Origin of the sequence: Novosphingobium sp. KCTC 2891 (assembly GCF_025938155.1) — a bacterium.
In the GTDB taxonomy this organism is placed as follows: Bacteria; Pseudomonadota; Alphaproteobacteria; order Sphingomonadales; family Sphingomonadaceae; genus Novosphingobium.
The window spans coordinates 214,968-233,758 of record NZ_JAPCZG010000001.1; the positions used below are offsets into that span (position 1 = coordinate 214,968).

Below are 18,791 nucleotides of genomic sequence, written 5' to 3' on the forward strand. Positions count from 1 at the left end.
CGGCCGGGACACCCCTTTCCCAAGGACCGATCCGGACAGGGCCATGTTGACCGCGATGACCGATCCCGTTGAACAGGCCGCCAGGGCGCTTGCCGGCAACCCGGCGCGGGCGGAACAGCAGGCCAGGGCGCTGATCGTGCGCAATCCCGCTGATCCTCGTGTGCGCCTGATCCTCGCTTCTGCGCTGCGCCGGCTGGATCGCGCAGCCGAAGCCCTGCCGCTGCTCGCAGACCTGGCCAAGGCCTGGCCGCGCGCTGCGCGCACCCGGTACGAGTATGGCCTGTGTCTCTGCGCGGCAGGACAGGCCCGCGATGGCGCCGCCCAACTGGACGAGGCGGTGCGTCTTGATCCCGATCTGGCCGACGCATGGCAGGCGATGGCGGACATGGCCTTCGCCGACGGCGACCCGCTGCGCGAACGACGCGCGCTGGCCGCGCTCGCGCGCATCGGTGCCGGTCATCCCGAACTGGGCCGCGCCGCCGAACTCGTCGCGCTCGGTCGTCACCGCGAAGCGGAGCCGCTGCTGCGCCGCTGGCTGATGGCCCGGCCGCGCGATGCCGCCGCAGCGCGCCTGCTCGCACAGTGCTACGTCGCCTTCCGCGCTTTCGACAATGCCGAGACGCTGTTGCGCCACGCACTCGCGGTCGATCCGGCATCGAGCGGCGCGCGCTTCGATCTCGCCCATGCCCTGTTTGCCCGACAGCAGGCGGCGGATGCGCTCAAGGAACTCGCGCCCCTGCTCGCCGCCGATCCGCGCAATCCGGCTTGGCGCAATCTTCAGGCGGGCTGCCTTGCCCTGCTCGGCGACGATATCGGGGCCGAGGCGATCCACGCGGAACTTGCCGCCGCCTTTCCCGCCAACGCGCGCATCGCCATCAACCACGGTCATGCATTGCGGACGACCGGCGAGCGCGAGCGAGCCATTGCCGCCTATCGCCACGCAGCCACGCTATGTCCGCAGGCGGGCGAGGCATGGTGGAGCCTTGCCAACCTGAAGGTCGGCGCGCTGACCGATGCGGACGAGGCCGCGATGCGCGGGCTTCTCGCCGGTAATCTGCCCGACGCGGAGCGGATGCACCTTGAATATGCACTCGGTCGCCGGTGCGAGGACGCGGGCCGGGCCGGAGATGCCTTTGCCCGCTATGCCGCCGGGGCGGCGCTGGCCCGCCGGCATTTCGGCGGCGCCGGGCGCGACTGGGCGGCACAGGCGCAGGCCACCGCCGACCTGTTCACGCCCGCGTTCCTGGCTGCGCGCAAAGGCTGGGGCGCGCAGAGCGATGCGCCGATCTTCGTCGTCGGGTTGCCGCGCTCCGGCTCCACCCTGGTCGAGCAGATCCTCGCCAGCCACCCGGACATCGAAGGCACCATGGAACTGCCCTATATCGGTGCGCTCGCCGGCCGGATCGAGGCCGCCGGCGGAGCCGATGCGCTCGCCGCCGCAACGCCGGAGCAGGTGCGGGCGTGGGGCGAGGAATACCTCGAGCGCGCAGCGGTTCACCGCCGCCTCGGCCGGAAGTGGTTCATCGACAAGATGCCCAACAACTTCCGGCATATCGGGCTGATCCGTCTGATCCTGCCCCATGCGCGGATTGTCGATGTGCGCCGCCACCCGATGGCGTCGGGCTTTTCCTGTTACAAGCAACTCTTCGCCGAAGGTCAGGAGTTCTCATACGACCTTGCCGATCTTGCTGCCTACTATCGGCACTATCTGGCGATCGTCCGCCATTTCGGGAAAGCAGCGCCGGGGACCGTGCACAACCTGATCTACGAGGATCTCGTCGACCATACCGAAGCCGAGGTTCGCCGCCTGCTGGCGGCCGTTGGCGCCGGGTTCGATCCTGCGTGCCTGCGCTTCTTCGCCAACGACCGCGCTGTTCGCACCGTCAGTTCAGAGCAGGTCCGGCAACCGATATACCGGAGCGGCCTCGACCAGTGGCGCGCATTCGAGTCGTTCCTTGCCCCGCTCGCCGCCGGGCTTGGCCCGGAACGCGAAGGGTGGCGTGCATGATTTCCCGTATTTCCCGGAATTTCCTGAAACCCGGCAACAAAAACGAGAACGGAATGGGCAAGAAAACAAGGATTGCGGCGCTCGCCCTGGCGGGCATCACGTTCGCGGGAGCAGCCACGCTGTCTTCGCCCGGCTTTGCGCAGGATCGGCCCGGCCCCGGTGCGGAGGCGGTGCAGGTCTCGGACGAGGGCAAGGAAGTCTACGAAACCATCTGTCAGGCCTGCCACATGGCCGACGCCAAGGGCGGCGGGGAGTCGGGTGCGATGATCCCGGCGCTCGCGGGGAACAAGAACCTGGCCGACAAGGATTATCCCACGATCATCCTGCTCAAGGGACGCGGCGGTATGCCGTGGTTCACCGATATCCTCACCAAGCAGCAGATCGCCTCAGTCATCACGTACGTGCGAGGCCACTTCAACGATTACCACGATCCGGTGACGGTGGCGGACATCGACCGCGTCGGCAGCGCCAATCCCCCCGTGCCCGAATGCAACACCTGCGGCCATTGAGACCCGCGTCACTGCGTCAAGACATGCCCTGATCCAAGGGACCGGCACACACCGGACCTGTTCTCAAAGGAAAACAAGAACATGATCGAGAACTTCTCGGCCCCGACCCGCCGCGACCTCCTCTCGCTGATCGGGAAGGTCGGCGGTGGTGCCGCGCTCTATCAGGCGATGACCGCGCTCGGCCATGCCACCGAAAGCCAGTTCACCGGCCCGCCGAAGCTGACCGGCGCGCGCCCCGGTGCATCGGTGCTGGTGCTGGGCGGCGGGCTTGCCGGGATGTCGGCCGCCTATGAGCTGACCAAGGCCGGTTACAAGGTGCAGGTTCTCGAATTCCAGGGCCGCGCGGGCGGGCGCAATTACACGCTCCACGGCGGCGACACGGTGACCGAGATCGGCTCGACCCAGAAGGTTGGCTTCGCGCCGGGCAACTACCTCAATCCCGGTCCCTGGCGCATCCCCTATCACCACCGCACCGTGCTGCATTATTGCAAGCAGCTCGGGGTGGAACTGGAGCCGTTCAGCCAGATCAACCACAACGCGCTGGTCCACCACAAGAACGCGTTCGGCGGAAAGCCGCAGCATTTTCGCGACATGATGGTGGACTTCAAGGGCCACGTTTCGGAACTGCTGGGCAAGGCTCTCAACGCGGGCGCTCTCGATCAGCAGGTGACCGCGGAGGACAAGGAGAAACTGCTCGAAGCGATGCGGGAATGGGGCGTGCTCGACAAGAACATGACCTATTCCAAGTCGATGGCGGTGGCCGATCAGCGCGGCTACGAGCGTGCGCCGGGCGGCGGCGTCAACGGCGCGCCGATCCCCAACGATCCGGCGAGCCTGTCGGATATGCTGTCCGGCAAGGTGTGGCAGCAGATGGGCTTCTATGCCGAATACGTGATGCAGACCACGATGTTCCAGCCCAAGGGCGGCATGGACCAGATCGGCAAGGCGTTTTTCAAGCACGTGGGCAAGCTGGTGCGGCTCAACACCAAGGTCACCAAGGTCACGCAGGACGACAAGGGCGTGACCGCGACGTGGCAGGATGCGGTCACCGGCGCCGTGGGGGAAAGCAAGGCGGACTTCATGGTCTGCACTATCCCCGCAACCGTGCTCAACCAGCTCGACATCCAGCTCTCGCCCGAGAAGAAGGCGGCGATCCGCGCGCTACCCTATGGCAACTCGGTCAAGATCGGGCTGGAGATGAAGCGCCGGTTCTGGGAAACCGACTATGCGATCTATGGCGGGCACAGCTTCACCGATCAGGCGATCTCGCTGATTTCCTATCCCAGCGCGGGATTCTTCAAGGAAGGACCGGCAGTGCTGCTGGGGGCCTATCCGTTCGGCGCGGGAGCCTACCAGCTGGCAGGAATGACGCCTGAAAAGCGGATCGAGGCGGCGCTGGCGCAGGGTTCCGTGTTCCACCCGGCCGAATACCGCGCCGAGTTCCTGAGCGGGGCGTCGGTGGCGTGGAGCCGGATGCCCTGGATTCTCGGCTGCTGCGCGACCTGGACCGAGGAAAGCCGTGCGGCGCACTACCAGAATCTTGTCTCGATGGAGAACCGCATCGTGCTCGCGGGCGAGCATTGCTCGTATTACGGTTGCTGGCAGGAAGGCGCGCTGCTGTCCTCGCTCGACGCCGTCACCCGCCTGCACCAGCGCGCTCTGGCGGCGTGACCTGAACGACACCTAACGGCACCTGAGGGTGCCCGAGGGGCACGTAACAGCGCCGGGACCGTCCGGGGAAACTTTGGACGATACCCGGCGCTGCCGTGCCCGCATCGCGCAGCCACCGCTCCCAGGGAAGGGCGAGGCCGGCGCGCGCGGAGCAAGGTAACTCTCTCTCCTTCAGCGCTCCTTACTTCAGCGAGAGCGCGGCATCGGCGCTGGCGCGCATCTCGCGCCGGCACTGCCAGTCGGGCGTGACCTGACCGATGCGGTCATCGGGGTTGCACGCGGCGTCGATCCGCTTGCCGATCTCGCCGCGCAGGCGGACCACGTCGGACAGGCGGGCGAGGTCGTAGCCTTCGGTCGAGACGGACATCGTCACGGCTTCACGCGGTCGGGCGAGCGCGGCGCCGGGCGCGAGCAGTGCGGGGACGACGAAAAGGCTCGCGGCCGCGAGTGCGGCGCAAGGGTGCTTCATGGCATTCTCTCCTGCATCGTTGTTTGCCCGGTCGGTTTTGCGATTCCGGGGAGCGGCTCGCCCGCTTTTCGGGTCGATCCGTTTACCAACATAAGCCCGGCGAGGCGGGGCGACAAGGTGGCCCAAGCGCATTTTCTCCAGCATTTCTGCGGGTTCGCGCGTGCAGCATGAAAATGGCCATTCGTATGCAGCGGCATCGACCTTTGTTCGCGGGCGCGGCATGGAAGCGGCCTGACCGAACGAGGAAACCACCGATGAGCCTGCTGCCCCCGCCGCCCGCCAGTCGCCCGCTGGGCGCCTCGGGCCTTGCCGTCTCGGCGCTTGCCTGGGGAATGTGGCGGCTGGTCGAAGAAGGCCTGTCGGCGGCCGAGACGGCGCGGCTGGTCCATGCCGCACTCGATGCCGGGATCAACCTGATGGACACGGCCGACATCTATGGTTTCGACGGGAAGGTCGGCTTCGGCGATGCCGAGGCGCTGCTGGGCGAAGTTCTGGCGCAGGAACCGGCCTTGCGCGACCGGATGGTGCTGGCGACCAAGGGCGGGATCATGCCGCCGCTGCCCTATGACCAGTCACCCGGCTATCTGGCGCAGGCCATCGACGCCTCGCTGCGGCGGCTGCGCACCGACCGCATCGACCTGTGGCAGATCCACCGGCCCGACATCCTGGCGCATCCGCAGGAAGTGGCGCGCGTGCTGGAGGAGGCCGTTGCGGCGGGCAAGGTGCGCGCGCTGGGCGTGTCGAACTTCACCATCCACCAGATCGCGGCCTTGCAGCATTTCCTGACCGTGCCGCTGGCGTCGACCCAGCCAGAGGCAAGCGCGCTGCGGATCGACGTGTTCGAGAATGGCGAACTGGATCAGGCGATGGTGCTCGGCCTTGTCCCGATGGCATGGTCGCCGCTGGGCGGCGGGCGGATCGTTGCGCCCGAGACCCCGCGTGAGCGCGCTGTCGCGGCTGCGCTCGACGCTGTGGCCGATGCACAGGGCGCGGCGCGCAGCGTGGCGGCGCTGAGCTGGCTGATGACGCATCCGGCCGGGATCGTGCCGATCGTCGGCTCGCAGCGCGCGGAGCGGATCGCGGCGGCGGCGCGCGCCTGCGACGTGCGCTGGACCCGCGCCGAATGGTACGCGGTGCTGGTGGCCGCGCGAGAGGCTCCGCTACCCTGAAGGTGTTTAATTGCTTGATTGAAAAGTTTGGCGCTTGAAACGCGGGCGCCTTCTCCGCCATGTCTGGCGCGGGAGAAACAATGCCATGACCATGATGCGTGCCGTCGAAGTGGGGGCGCTGGCGCCCGACCTTGCAGGTCTTGCGATCGTCGAGAAGCCCGTGCCCGAACCGGGACCGGGCGAAGTGCTGGTGAAGATCGAGGCCGCCGCGCTCGGCTTCCCCGACTTGCTGATGACCGAGGGGCTGTATCAGGCGAAACCGCCGGTGCCGTTCGTGCCGGGCATGGAAGCAGCGGGCACGGTGGCCAAGGTGGGCGAGGGCGCGCCCTTCGCGGTGGGCGATGCGGTGATCGTCGGCGGGCTGACCGGCGGCTTGCAGCAATACGGCGTCTATCCGGCGGCGGCAGTCTCGCCCAAGCCCGCGCGGCTGAGCTTTGCGCAAGGCGCAGGACTTCGGGCAGCCTACCTGACGGCCTATGTTTCGCTGGTGCGCTGCGGTCAGGCGCAGCCGGGCGACTGGGTGCTGGTGCACGGCGCGGCCGGCGGCGTGGGACTGGCAGCGGTCGACATGGCGCGCGCGCTGGGCCTGCGCGTGATCGCGGTGGCATCAAGCGAGGACAAGCTGGCGCGTGTGCGCGACCTGTTCGCGCCGGAGCATTGCATCCTGGGACCGACCGGCTTTCGCGAGAAGGTGCTGGAAATCACCGGCGGGAAAGGCGTGCAGATCGTCTACGATCCGGTCGGCGGCGACGTGTTCGACGAATCGACGCGCTGCATCGCCTTTGGCGGGCGACTGCTGGTGGTCGGCTTCGCCAGCGGGCGCATACCCGAAGTGCGGGCGAACATTCCGCTGATCAAGGGTTTCTCGGTGGTGGGCGTACGCGCGGGCGAGTTCGGTCGGCGCTTTCCCGAACTGGGGCGCGAGAACATCGCGGCAGTGATGCGGATGGCGGCGGAAGGCGCGATCACGCCGACGGTTCACGCCGAAGTGCCGCTTGACCGATTCCGCGAGGCTTATGCGGCGATGCGCGACCGGACCGTGGTGGGGCGGACCGTGGTGCTGCCACACGGATAGGCCCACTGGCGCGCCGGGGAGGCCGGCGCGGGTCCCTTCGACAGGTTCTGGGCGAGCGGGCGCGGCGACCGGGCGTGCAGCCGCGTGCGGCGTGCCCGCGCGGTCCGGACAAAAAGAAAGGGCCGTCCCGAAGGGCGGCCCTGAAAAGTTTGGGAGAGGATGCCTGAAAGGCCCCCCCTATGTGCGTTCGAAGGCCGATTCCGGCAAGTGCGAAACGCGCTCGTTCAATTGCCAAAAATGCAACTGAACCCGAATGCAAGTTCGCTGGCGCAAGCGCTGAGCCGCAGAACGCCTGAGAAAAATATATATAATACAATGGTTGCATTCGTATTCATGACAATCGTGACGGTGGCGTTCGTTGCGTGCTTCGCAATCCATACCTGTCCCTAAGGGTAGGTGGGCTGGGCAAAAGGACAGGCGGAGCGGCTCATCGCTGGTTGCGGATGAGACTTTTCGGCGGTTCAGGGCTGGATTTTCGGGGCGGCAGGAAAGAGGTTGCACCTGAAAGGGGGCGGCGTCAGCTTCGCCGCCGCAAAGGAGTCGCCAAGTCCATGACAATTCGTCCCTTCCTGATGTCCGCCAGCCTTTCGGTGCTTGCCTTGGGGGGAATCGCCCACGCGGCCTCCGGTCCGAGCGCGGCCGCGCAGGCGCAAGTGCTCGACCTGTCGAAGCAGATCATGGCCATGCGTTCGGTTGCGGGCGAGGGGAACGAGACGGGCAAGGTTGCCGCCGCGATCCGCGACACCCTGGTGGCGGGCGGCTGGGCTGCGGCAGATTCCGAGATCGTGCCGGTGGGCGATACCGCCTATCTTCTCGCGACGTGGAAGGGCCGCGACCCCAGGCTGAAGCCGCTGGTGTTGTCGGGCCACATGGACGTGGTGGAGGCCAGGCGCGCCGACTGGGTGCGCGATCCCTTCGTGCCCGTGGTGGAGAACGGATATCTGTTCGGGCGCGGCGCGACGGACATGAAGTTCAACGCCGCGCTGGCGGTGTCCTCGCTGATCGATTTGCGCAAGGCGGGCTACAAGCCGCGCCGCACGATCATCGTCGCCTTTTCGGGTGACGAGGAAACGACGATGAAGACTTCGCAACTGATCGCCGAGCGGCTGAAGAACGCCGAACTGGTGATCAATGTCGATGGCGGCGGCGGCAAGCTGGACGAGACGACCGCCAAGCCGCTGTTCTGGGCATGGGACGGGGCGGAAAAGACGTATGCCGACTACAAGCTGGAAGTGACCAACGCGGGTGGTCACAGTTCCGCCCCGCGCGCGGACAACGCCATCGTCCAGCTTTCTACCGCGCTGGAGCGGATCGGCGGCTATCATTTCGCGGCCGAGCAGAACCCGTTGACCAAGGCCTATTTCGAGCGCGCTGCCGCATTCGAACCGGACGCGAAGATCGCCGCCGCGATGCGCGCGTTCGCGGCCAATCCGGGCGACCAGCAGGCCATCGACACGCTGCGCGCCAATCCGGCGACGGTCGGCAAGGTGGGCACGACCTGCGTGCCGACGATGGTGAACGGCGGCCATGCACTGAATGCCCTGCCGCAGCGCGCCACCGCCAACATCAACTGCCGCATCTTCCCCGGCCACAAGCCGGCCGCCATCATGGCCGAATTGCAGAAAGTGGCGGGGGTGAGCGCGGTGACTTTCACCGACGTGACCGAAGGCTCGATCGCCTCGCCCGCATCGCCGATGCGCGCCGATTTCGTGAAGGCGGCGGAAGGCGCGATCCGCAAGGCCTGGCCCGGCGTGGCGGTGATCCCAGTGCAGGCATCGGGCGCATCGGATTCGATGTGGTACCGCGCCGTGGGCGTGCCCGCCTATGGCGCCAGCCCGGTGTTCACCAAGGACAGCGAGGACTTCTCGCACGGGCTGAACGAGCGCGTGCCGCTGTCGAACATCAAGCCCGGCCTGATCTATTTCGGCAGCCTGTTCACCGACCTGTCGAAATGAGCGCATCGAGGAAGCGGCGGGCGATCCCGTCCGCTTCCTCGGCGCTGAAGCAATCGGGCGAGAGGCACAGCTCCAGCCACAGCCCATCGACCAGCGCGGTGACGCCGATGGCAGTGCGGCGCAGGGCTGCCGGCGCCACGCCGCAATCGGCAAGCAGCGCTTCGAGCGTCTGGCGAAATCCGGCGTAATGCTGATCGTGCTGGCGCGCGATTTCGGGCCGCGCCGCGACCAGCGACCAGAACGCGATCCACGTGGCGAGCAGGCGCGGATCGGCGATGGGAGCGGTGAAGCTGCCGGTGACGAACGCTTCGAGCCGGGCGCGCGGATCGCTGCCCGCGCCTTCGACCGCAGCGGCGAGATGCGCGCGGACGGTGCGGTCCACCTCGCCATAGGTTTCCGCGATGAGCGCATCGACGCCGTCGAAGTAATGATTGACCAGGCCGGGGGAAACGCCCGCCTCGCGCGCGATGGCACGCACGCTGGCGCCCGCCGCGCCTTCGCTGCCGAGCACGCGCATGCACGCCTCGATCAGGCTGCGGCGGCGCGCATCGGGTTCGGAGCGGCGGTAGGCTGGCTCTTTCATCTTGGACGTCCGGTCGGATTTGTTATACGGTTGTTCAACAAGTCTGCGTCGGATTCGACATACAGGTTATCGCGCGCATGGGTGATCTTTCTTCCGCTTCCATCGGGATCGCTGCGGCACCGGTCGACCCTGATGCCGACTGGAGCCTGCCGGGCTGGCTCTATACCGATCCCGAATATTTCGCGGTGGAGATGGACCGGGTGATCCGTCCTTCGTGGCAGATCGTGTGCCATGAAAGCGATATCGCCGGGCCGGGCGAATACCGCACGCTGGACTATCTGGGCGAAAGCGTGATCGCCATTCGCGGCGAGGACGGGCAGGTGCGCGCCTTCACCAATGTGTGCCGGCACCGCGCGATGCGGCTGGTGGAAGGTCCGGCGGGCTGCGCGAAGAAACTGGTATGCCCCTACCACGCCTGGGCGTTCGAGACCGATGGCCGGCTGACCGGCGTGCCGATGAAGTCCGACTATCCCGCGCTGCGGATGGAGGACAACGCGCTGCACGCCGTCTCGCTGGAGATCTGGCGCGGGTTCGTGTTCGTGCGGCTGGAGGATGCCGGTTTCCCCAGCGTGGCCGAGATGATGGCCCCGTTCGAGGAGGAAGTGGCGCCCTATCGCTTCGAGGAGATGCGCCGCATTTCGGACGTGCGCCTGCGCCCGCGCGCGGTGAATTGGAAGAACGTGGGCGACAACTATTCCGACAACCTGCACATCCCCGTGGCGCACGACGGGCTGACGCGCATTTTCGGCAAGTCCTACGAGATTTCGAACCACGGCTGGGCCGACCGGATGAAGGGCGATCTGGTGGACAAGCCGTCTGCCCATTTCTGGGAGCGGTTCTACCAGACGCACCTGCCGGAGGTGCCGCACCTTTCGCCGCAGGCGCAGCGGCGCTGGCTCTATTACAAGCTGTGGCCGAACATCGCGTTCGACATCTATGCCGATCAGATCGACTTCATGCAGTGGATCCCCACCGGCCCGACGACGTGCGTGCTGCGCGAGATGGCCTTCGCGCTGCCCGACGGCCGGCGCGAGATGAAGCTGGCGCGCTATGCCAACTGGCGGATCAACCGCGTGGTCAATGCCGAGGACACCTGGCTGATCGAGCGCATCCAGCAGGGCATGGCATCGAAAAGCTATGGCGCGGGTCCGATCGGGCGGAGCGAGGTTTGCCTGCGCGGCTTCGCGCGGAAGATCCGCACGCTGGTGCCTGAGGCGCGGGCGCATCACGCGCCGGCGGCCGGGTGGTCGAAGAAGTAGAGAAACAGGGTATTCCGGGGAGTTATCGCATGACCAACCGCTACGACGCGATCATCATCGGCGGCGGCCACAACGGCCTGACCTGCGCGTTCTATCTCGCCCGCGCCGGGATGAAAGTTCGCGTGCTGGAACGGCGGCACGTGGTGGGCGGCGCGGCGGTGACCGAGGAGTTCCACCCCGGCTTCCGCAATTCCACCGCGAGCTACACCGTCAGCCTGCTGCGGCCCAAGGTGATCGCGGACATGAAGCTGCACGAGCGCGGATACCGCGTGATCGAGCGGACGATCAGCAACTTCTTCCCGTTCCCCGATACCTACCTCAAGCTGGGCGGCGGGCCGGGACGGACCGAAGCCCAATTCGCGCGGTTCTCGAAGAAGGACGCCGAGGCTTATCCCAGGTATGACGCAGCGCTGGAGAAGGTGGCGCAGGTGCTGCGCGACATCGCGCTTCAGACCCCGCCCAACGTGGGGGGCGGGCTGGCGGCGCTGGCCAATGCGGCCAAGCAGGGCTGGCCGCTGGCGCGCATGGACATCTCCACCCAGCGCGACCTGCTGGACATCTTCACCAAGTCCGCGCGCGAGTTCCTGGACGGGTGGTTCGAGGATGATCATGTGAAGTCGGCCTTCGCCTTCGACGCGGTGGTGGGCAATTATGCCGGGGTTTCGACCGCCGGCTCGGCCTATGTGCTGCTGCACCACGTGTTCGGCGAAGTGAACGGCAAGCTGGGCGCATGGGGCCATGCGGTGGGCGGCATGGGCGCGATCACGCAGGCGATGGCGGCAGCGTGCGAAGAGGAAGGCGTCGAGATCAGCCTGGAGGCGCCGGTGGCCAAGGTGCTGGTGAACAACGGCAAGGCGCAGGGCGTGAAGCTGGAAAGCGGCGAGGAGCTTTACGCGCCGATCGTGGCGGCCAACGTGGGCCCGGCGCTGCTCTATCGCCAGATGGTGGATTCGAGCGATCTGGACGAGGATTTCAACCGCCGGATCAAGGGGTACAAGACCGGATCGGGCACGTTCCGCATGAACGTGGCGCTGTCCGAACTGCCCGACTTCACCGTGCTGCCGGGCAAGGCACAGGCCGAGCACCACACCGCCGGGATCATCATCGCGCCGGGCATGGATTACATGGACCAGGCCTTTGACGACGCGAAGCAGTTCGGCTGGTCGAAGAAGCCGATCGTCGAGATCAAGATCCCGAGCACGGTGGACGACAGCCTTGCGCCGCCGGGACAGCACGTGGCGAGCCTGTTCTGCCAGCAGTTCGCGCCCGAACTGCCCGATGGCCGGAGCTGGGACGATTGCCGCGAGGAAGTGGCCGACCTGATCATCGACACGGTCACCGACCATGCGCCCAACTTCAAGGGCAGCGTGATCGCGCGGCAGATCCACTCGCCGCTGGATCTGGAGCGCAAGTTCGGGCTGATCGGCGGCGACATCTTCCACGGCACGATGGGGCTGGACCAGTTGTGGGCGGCTCGCCCGGTGCTGGGGAACGGCGATTACCGCTCGCCGATCAAGGGGCTGTATATGTGCGGTTCGGGCACGCATCCCGGCGGCGGCGTGACGGGCGCGCCGGGGCACAACGCGGCGGCGGAGATCATCCGCGACCGCTCGATCGTGTGGAAGGCGCTGCACCGGAAGCGGTAAGGGGCGCGCGCCCGCATTGGGCGGGCGCAGCCAGCGGCAGGCTCAGGCCGGGCGTGCGGCAAGATTGCGCCGCACCGCCCAATAGACGGGAATGCCCGCCACCACGAACAGAGCGCCATAGGCCAGCGCCTTGGCGCCGAGGCCCCATGAGGCCCAGACGATGAACGCGGCGGCCACCAGGGCGACGAGCGCGAGGGCGCGTTCGCCGGGCAGCAGGCGGATCGCGGCGAGCATGGCCATGAGGTAGGACAGCATCCCTGCGGCAAGGCTGACAGAGGCGATGAACTGGAAAAGGTCGCCCAGCCCCTTGGAGTAATTGAGCAGCGCCACGATGGTGAGCAGGATGGACGAGACGATGTGCGCGCGGGCCGGGGTGCCGCGCGAAGTCTCCTTGCCGAACCATGCCGGAAACACGCCGCCGCGCGCCATGGCCCACGGCACTTCGCCCTGCAGCAGGATGAAGCCGTTGAGCGTGCCGAAAGCGCTGATCGCGGCGAACACGGCGACGATGCCGGCCACCTGACCACCGAAGTGCGCCCCCAGGAAATCGGCGACGGGGGCAGGGGACGTGGCGGCCTGGCCGGTGGGCATGTAGGCATAGAAGGCAAGACTGATGCCGACATAGACCACGCCTGTCAGCACCGTGCCGATCAGGGTGGCGCGGGGCACCACATGGCTGGCGTTCTCCACCTTGTCGGCCGGCACGGTAGCGGATTCGAGGCCGAGGAAACCCCAGAAAGTGAGGCCGGCGGCAGTGGCGATGGCGCCCGAGGCGATCGGCACCGGCGGCTGGTGGACGTTGGGCGCGCCCGAGGTCCACAGCCACAGCGCGAGCAGGATCAGCGCGACGAGCGGGACGAGCTTGAGCACGCTGGTCACGAGCGAGACTTCGCCCGCCGTTCGCACGCCGCGGATATTGACCGCCGTGAGCAGCCAGACGCAACCGATGGAGAGAAGCGCGGGAAGGCCGGGCGTGCTGCCGATCCACGGGGCAATCAGACTGATGTTGCTGACCACCGCGACGGCGATGGCACCGTTGCCGGCCCAGATCATCGTCCAGTAGGACCATGCCGTGGCAAAGCCGGCGAGCGGGCCGAAGGCGGCCTGCGCATAGGCATAAGGCCCGCCCGCGAGCGGCAGCTTCGCGCCGAGCCGGGCGAACACGACCGCCAGGCATAGCGCGCCGGCGATCGTCACCAGCCAGCCGAGCAACTGGTTCGTACCCAGCGGGGCAAGCGTGGCCGGCAGGAGGTAAATGCCCGAGCCGATCAGGTTGCCGACAACCAGCGCCAGCGTCATCAGGAAACCCAGTTGCCGCTTTTGCCCAGTGTCGCCCGCTGCGCCCATGCGCTCGTCTCCCCGGTGGAATGGGGGCAGACTAGCGCTTGATCGCGGCGCGTCACCGTGTTTGTTGCGCCTTTATGGCCAACCTGACCGTTCCCGCCCCGCGCGCGCTCGAATCCTACGATCCCCGCCTTGTCCGCGCGGCGCTGGCGATGAACGAGAGCGACCTGCCCACGGCCGAACCGTTGCTGCGCGCGCTGCTGAAGGACAATCCGTTCGACGTGCGCGCGATCCGCCTGTTCGCCGAACTGGCGGGACGCATCGGCCGCTATCAGGATGCCGAGAACCTGCTGCGCCGCGCAATCGAGCTGGCGCCGCACTTCACCGCGGCGCGCGCCAATCTGGCGCTGATCCTCTACCGCACGCACCGCGCGGGCGAGGCGCTGGAGGAACTGGCGCGGGTGACGGCGGAAGATCCCGACAACATTGGCGTCGCCAACCTGCAAGCCGCAGCCTTTGGCCGCATCGGCGAATTCGACGAGGCGCTGGCGCTTTACGCGCACGTGCTGAAGGAGATGCCGGCCCAGCCCAAGGTGTGGATGAGCTATGGCCATATGCTCAAGACCGTGGGCCGGCAGGCCGAGGGCGTGGCCGCCTATCGCCGCGCGCTGGAGCTGACCCCGACGCTGGGCGAGGTGTGGTGGAGCCTTGCCAACCTGAAGACGGTGAAGTTCACCGACGAGGACATCGCCGCGATGGAGACGGCGCTGGCGGACCCGGCGATTTCGGCTGAGGACCGCTGGCATCTGGATTTCGCGCTGGGCAAGGCGCTGGAGGACCGGGGGCAGGCCGAGGCGGCGTTCGCGCACTATGCGGCGGGCAATGCGCTGCGCAAGAACCGGATATCCTACAAGGCGGAGGAGACCCAGGCGCAGGTCGACCGGATGATCGCCGCGACCACGCCCGCGCTTCTGGCGGGCGCTGCGGGAAAGGGATGCCCGGCGCCCGATCCGATCTTCGTGCTGGGAATGCCGCGCGCCGGGTCCACGCTGGTCGAGCAGATCCTTGCCAGCCACAGCCAGGTGGAGGGCACCAGCGAACTGGGCGACATCGCGCTGCTGGCGCGGGGGATCGACGGCTATCCCGGTGCGCTGGCCGATCTTGCGCCCGATGCCTTGCGCCAACTGGGCGAGGAATACCTCTCGCGCACGCGCATCCAGCGCCACACCGCGCGGCCGCTGTTCGTGGACAAGATGCCCAACAACTGGATGCACGTGCCTTTCATCCGGCTGATCCTGCCGAACGCGAAGATCGTGGATGCGCGGCGCGATCCGCTCGCCTGCTGCTTTTCCAACTTCAAGCAGCACTTCGCGCGCGGGCAGGGCTTCACCTACAGCCTTGAGGACGTGGGCCGGTATTACCGCGACTATGTGCGGCTGATGGCCCATGTCGACGCAGGCATGCCCGGCGCGGTGCACCGCGTGATCCACGAGCGGATGATCGAGGATACCGAGGCCGAAGTGCGCGCCCTGCTGGCGTTCTGCGGGCTGGGGTTCGAGGAGAGCTGTCTTGCTTTCCACAAGACCGAGCGCGCGGTGCGGACGGCTAGTTCGGAACAGGTGCGCCTCCCGATCAATCGTGATGGGACCCAGGCGTGGAAGCCGTTCGAACCGTGGCTGGCGCCCCTGAAGGCCGCGCTGGGCGACGTGCTGGACGCCTATCCCGCTGTGCCGCCCTTTCCGGCCAATGCTTGAGGCGCGCGGGGCATCCCTTCAGCGTTGTAAATAGGTCACGCCCGGACGTGAACGATAGTTTCACCCAGCAACAATCTTGACCGAACGGCGGGGTGGGGCGCACGATCTTTGTTGCACAATGTGACAACAGGGGTGGGCACCGATCATGAACGCTGGCCGCAACACGAGTTTTTCGCGGATTTCCCGGCTTTTCCTTCTGGCTTCGAGCGGCCTTGCGGCCATCCCGGCCGCCCATGCGCAGGAAGCGCCGCAGGCTGCAGCGGAATCGAGCGGCGACGTGATCATCGTCACCGCGCAGAAGCGCAGCGAGAACCTGCAGAAGGTGCCGATCTCGATCCAGGCGCTGAGCACGGCGAAGCTCGAGCAGCTCAATATCTCGAACTTCAACAGCTATACCCAGCAGTTGCCCTCTGTCGTCGCGCAGTCTGTAGGCACGCCGGGCACCAACGTGATCTACATGCGCGGCGTGGCATCGGGCGGCGATGGCAACCACTCCGGCTCGCTGCCGTCGGTGGGCGTCTATCTCGACGAACAGCCGGTGACGACGGTGGGCGGCAACCTCGACGTCCACATCTATGACGTGGCTCGCATCGAAAGCCTGTCGGGGCCGCAAGGCACGCTTTACGGCGCCTCGTCGGAAGCGGGTACGCTGCGCATCATCACCAACAAGCCCGACACCAGCGGTTTCTATGGCCGCGTCGATGGCGAAGTGAACACCGTCCACAAGGGCGGGCAGGGCGGCAAGCTGGAAGGCATGATCAACGCGCCGCTGTCGCAAAGCGCGGCGCTGCGGGTGATCGGCTATTACCAGAAGGACGCGGGCTACATCGACAACGTGCCCGGCACGCGCCAGTTCTGCGGCACGCCGACGTTCGACGGCGAAGGCAGCATCAACGGCTGCATCAAGGACGGCATCAAGGTCGACAACGCCGCCTTCGTGAAGAAGGACTACAACGACACCGAGATCTACGGCGGCCGCGCCGCGCTGAAGGTCGATCTGGACGACAACTGGACCGTGACGCCCACGGCCATGTACCAGCAGACCAAGAGCCACGGTTCGTACGGCACCGACGCCAGCGTGGGCGACCTCGCCGTCCAGCACTTCTTCCCGGAATACCGCGACGACAAGTTCTGGAGCGCGGCGCTGACCATCGAGGGCAAGCTGGGCAACTGGGACATGACCTATGCCGGCTCGTATCTTGAACGAAAGACGTTCTCGTCCAGCGACTACACCGATTATGCCGAAGCCTACGACCAGATCTATGCGTCGGACGGCGGCATTGCGAACTACCTCTATTTCCACGACGCGGCCGGCAACACGATCGACCCGCGCCAGAAGGTGATCGGCACCGACCACTTCAAGAAGCTGAGCCAGGAACTGCGCATCGCCTCGCCTTCGGACCAGCCGATCCGGCTGGTGGCGGGTGCGTTCTTCCAGCGCCAGTCGAACTTCATCCACCAGGATTACCAGGTGGCGAACCTGGCGGCCGACGTGTCCGTCAACGGGCATCCGGGTACGCTGTGGCTGACCCAGCAGGAGCGCGTCGACAAGGACTATGCCGCGTTCGGCGAACTGAGCTGGGACATCACGTCCAAGTTCACCGTCACCGGCGGCGCGCGTCTGTTCAAGTACGACAACTCGCTGATCGGCTTCTTCGGGTTCGGTCGCAATCCGGGGCCGGATGGCCTCTACATGACCGATCCGGTGAACGCGGTGGGCGGCAGCTCGGGCGTGAAGTCGTGCTTCACCGATGCGGGCGACCGCTTCTACGACAAGGCGACTGACACCTACAGCAGCTCGCACACGTTCCTGCCGGGCGTGGTGTCGGGCAGCCCGTGCACCAATCTGGGCGTGGTCGAGAACGGCAAGGTCAAGCCGGTGCGCGCCAAGGGTGATGGCGTGACCTGGCGCTTCAACGCGACCTACAAGGCCACCGACACGCTGATGATGTATGCCACGGTGTCCAAGGGCTTCCGTCCCGGCGGCCAGAACCGCCGCGGCGACTTCGGCGCCTACCAGCCCGACTACCTCGTTAACTATGAGCTGGGTCTCAAGACCACGCTGGGCGGGGTGCTGCGCGTGAACGCCGCGATCTACCAGCAGGACTGGAAGCACTTCCAGTTCAGCTATCTTGGCCCGAACAGCTTCACCGTCATCACCAATGGTCCGAACGCGCGCATTCGCGGGTTCGACATCGATGCCGGGTTCAACATCGAACGGTTGAGCGTGAATCTGGCGGCGGCCTATACCGACGCCAAGACGCGGCAGAACCTGTGCTCGGCGATCGACCCCACCTATACCTGCGCGACCTCGTCCATCGATGCACCGGCGGGCACGCGCCTGCCGATCACGCCGCGCTTCAAGGCGACCACCACGGTGCGCTACACCGCGCCGGTGGGCGAGGCGAAGGTCTATGGCCAGTTCAACCTGGCCTACCAATCGAAGGCATCGTCGGACATTCGCGTCCAGTTCGCCAAGGATCAGGGCGAACTGCCGGACTTCGCCACCGTCAACCTGGCGCTGGGCGCGGACTGGGAAAAGTATTCGTTCGAGCTGTTCGTGCAGAACTTGTTCGACGAACGCGGCCAGCTTTCGCGCTTCGTGGCTTGCGGCGCGTGCACGCAGCGCCCCTACTACGTGCCGATCACGCCGCGCACGTTCGGCCTGCGTCTGGGCGCAAAGTTCTGATGGCCGGGCCGGCGGGGATGATCTCCGCCGGCTTCCGCCGACCTCAGGGCTTGTCGAGCACGTAGCCCAGCGAGCGCACGGTGCGCAGGGGATAGCCGGCGCCTGCCTCGCGCAGCGCGCGGCGCAGGCGGCTGACCCAGGCATCGACAGTGCGTTCGTCGATCGGCTGGTCGTTCTTCCCCAGCGCGGCGATCAGCTGTGCGCGGCTGAAGACGTGGCCGGGCTGCTCCATCAGGTAGCGCAGCAGGCGCAGTTCGTTGGGCATCAGGCCGATGGGGCGTTCCTTCCACCGCGCCTGGAGCGCGGCGAGATCGAGGCTGAGATCGCCGAGCCGCAGCGTGCGGCCGGGAACGTCGCGTTCGGGTAGCTGGACCGACAGCACCCGGTCCAGCACCGAGCCGCGATCGATCGGGCCGACGATGTAATCGTCCGCGCCGGCGCGCAGCGCGCGGCGCTTGGCCTCGGGCTCGTCCTCTTCCAGGATCATCGTAACGTGTGCCTGCTCGGTCAGCGGATCGCAGCGCAGGCGGCGGCACAGTTCAAGCCCCGACATTTCCGGCAGGACCCAGTCGACGAAAGCCCACGGACGGCCATCGAGCAGGGGGAGCGGCGTTGCCCACGACCAGTTGTGGAACAGGACGCGCAAGTCTCCGTGGACGAAATTGTCCTGTCCGCCGGGAAGGGTATCGGTCAACAGGATGTCGATCTGGCGCATGGGTC

Annotated in this window: 14 protein-coding genes; 10 read left to right on the forward strand and 4 right to left on the reverse strand. The window is 66.8% G+C overall.

What is annotated here, in order from left to right; all coding sequences use genetic code 11:
- The first annotated feature begins 55 nt into the window (after positions 1-55).
- The 3 genes from OLX02_RS01060 to OLX02_RS01070 all read left to right on the forward strand — a co-directional run bounded on the left by OLX02_RS01060 (position 56) and on the right by OLX02_RS01070 (position 4,188).
- A complete protein-coding gene (locus tag OLX02_RS01060) occupies positions 56-2,008 on the forward strand; it encodes a tetratricopeptide repeat-containing sulfotransferase family protein (protein ID WP_264419485.1) in 1,953 nt (650 codons plus the stop codon).
- A 53-nt stretch (positions 2,009-2,061) separates the two neighbouring features.
- On the forward strand, positions 2,062-2,517 hold the full coding sequence (locus OLX02_RS01065; RefSeq protein WP_264419486.1) for a c-type cytochrome: 456 nt from the start codon (positions 2,062-2,064) through the stop codon (positions 2,515-2,517).
- A gap of 81 nt (positions 2,518-2,598) precedes the next feature.
- A complete protein-coding gene (locus tag OLX02_RS01070; protein ID WP_264419487.1) occupies positions 2,599-4,188 on the forward strand; it encodes a flavin monoamine oxidase family protein in 1,590 nt (529 codons plus the stop codon).
- 181 nt (positions 4,189-4,369) lie between these two features.
- Here the strand turns inward: OLX02_RS01070 and OLX02_RS01075 are convergent, their stop codons facing one another.
- Positions 4,370-4,657 (reverse strand): UrcA family protein, encoded by a 288-nt coding sequence (locus OLX02_RS01075; RefSeq protein ID WP_264419488.1) that lies wholly within the window; start codon positions 4,655-4,657, stop codon positions 4,370-4,372.
- 254 nt (positions 4,658-4,911) lie between these two features.
- Here OLX02_RS01075 and OLX02_RS01080 point away from each other — a divergent pair, with 254 nt between their 5' ends.
- From OLX02_RS01080 to OLX02_RS01090, 3 genes are all read left to right on the forward strand, one after another.
- Positions 4,912-5,826 carry an aldo/keto reductase gene (locus OLX02_RS01080; RefSeq protein WP_264419489.1) on the forward strand — a complete coding sequence of 305 codons (915 nt, stop codon included), beginning with the start codon at positions 4,912-4,914 and terminating at the stop codon, positions 5,824-5,826.
- Positions 5,827-5,911: 85 nt separating this feature from the next.
- Positions 5,912-6,901 (forward strand): NADPH:quinone oxidoreductase family protein, encoded by a 990-nt coding sequence (locus tag OLX02_RS01085; protein WP_319641219.1) that lies wholly within the window; start codon positions 5,912-5,914, stop codon positions 6,899-6,901.
- A 551-nt stretch (positions 6,902-7,452) separates the two neighbouring features.
- Positions 7,453-8,856, forward strand: a complete 1,404-nt coding sequence (locus OLX02_RS01090; protein ID WP_264419490.1) for a M20/M25/M40 family metallo-hydrolase — start codon at positions 7,453-7,455, stop codon at positions 8,854-8,856.
- Here OLX02_RS01090 and betI read toward each other — a convergent pair.
- Positions 8,837-9,439 (reverse strand): transcriptional regulator BetI, encoded by a 603-nt coding sequence (betI, locus tag OLX02_RS01095; RefSeq protein ID WP_264419492.1) that lies wholly within the window; start codon positions 9,437-9,439, stop codon positions 8,837-8,839. The genes OLX02_RS01090 and betI overlap by 20 nt on opposite strands.
- A 77-nt stretch (positions 9,440-9,516) precedes the next feature.
- On the opposite strand from betI, the gene OLX02_RS01100 reads away from it, so the two are divergent.
- A complete protein-coding gene (locus OLX02_RS01100; RefSeq protein ID WP_264419494.1) occupies positions 9,517-10,698 on the forward strand; it encodes an aromatic ring-hydroxylating oxygenase subunit alpha in 1,182 nt (393 codons plus the stop codon).
- Between the two features lie 29 nt (positions 10,699-10,727).
- Entirely contained in the window at positions 10,728-12,344 is a 1,617-nt protein-coding gene (locus OLX02_RS01105) for a phytoene desaturase family protein (protein WP_264419495.1), read from the forward strand.
- Between the two features lie 42 nt (positions 12,345-12,386).
- Here the strand turns inward: OLX02_RS01105 and OLX02_RS01110 are convergent, their stop codons facing one another.
- The gene (locus OLX02_RS01110) at positions 12,387-13,691 is read right to left on the reverse strand and encodes an amino acid permease (protein WP_264419497.1); all 1,305 of its coding nucleotides are present in this window, start codon (positions 13,689-13,691) and stop codon (positions 12,387-12,389) included.
- 74 nt (positions 13,692-13,765) lie between these two features.
- On the opposite strand from OLX02_RS01110, the gene OLX02_RS01115 reads away from it, so the two are divergent.
- Both OLX02_RS01115 and OLX02_RS01120 read left to right on the forward strand, forming a co-directional pair.
- A complete protein-coding gene (locus OLX02_RS01115) occupies positions 13,766-15,382 on the forward strand; it encodes a tetratricopeptide repeat-containing sulfotransferase family protein (RefSeq protein ID WP_264419498.1) in 1,617 nt (538 codons plus the stop codon).
- A gap of 145 nt (positions 15,383-15,527) precedes the next feature.
- Positions 15,528-18,071, forward strand: a complete 2,544-nt coding sequence (locus OLX02_RS01120; protein WP_264419499.1) for a TonB-dependent receptor — start codon at positions 15,528-15,530, stop codon at positions 18,069-18,071.
- 43 nt (positions 18,072-18,114) lie between these two features.
- On the opposite strand, the gene OLX02_RS01125 is transcribed toward OLX02_RS01120, so the two are convergent.
- Positions 18,115-18,786, reverse strand: coding sequence for a response regulator transcription factor (locus OLX02_RS01125; protein WP_264419501.1), 672 nt, complete (start codon positions 18,784-18,786; stop codon positions 18,115-18,117).
- Between the last annotated feature and the right edge of the window lie 5 nt (positions 18,787-18,791).